Genomic DNA, 432 nt, shown 5'->3' with positions numbered 1-432 from the left:
TGTTGATCTTGGGCACCTTCACGCCGTAGATGCTCTCGATCTGCATATCGATGGCGTAGTCGCCCGTTCCGGCGAGGCTGAGGCTCTCGACCGCCTCCGGGCTGTCCCAGGCTTTGGCCCCGAACAGGCTGGTGTACGCGCCCTTGCTGACGCCGCCGAGCTGCTCGCGCGCCGCCAGCGCGTCCTTGACGAGCGCAAAGAACTCACCGATCAACGCGTCGCGCTTGCGCTTGAGCAGGTCCGCGCCGCTCGACGCGGTCTTGAGGCTGGCCTTGCTGGCGAGCAGGGCGCTGCGGGTGGGACTGATCTGTCCTGCCATGTGTTCACCTCCTCTGTTGCTGAAGTGTGGCGCGGCGCTGAAGGAGGGTCAAGCCCTCCCGCACACCTCAGATGCGGTTGCCCCGCCACATCTCGTCGATCTTGGTCCCGTAA

1 protein-coding gene is annotated in these 432 nt (G+C 65.5%); it reads right to left on the bottom strand.

From position 1 onward, the window contains the following. A partial coding sequence (locus ACU8YE_RS25610; RefSeq protein WP_446930428.1) for a V-type ATP synthase subunit D occupies positions 1-319 on the bottom strand: 319 nt, incomplete at its 3' end. Positions 320-432 lie beyond the last annotated feature (113 nt).

Source organism: Ralstonia sp. VS2407 (genome assembly GCF_052950655.1).
This window is presented reverse-complemented; position numbering and strand designations above follow the sequence as displayed.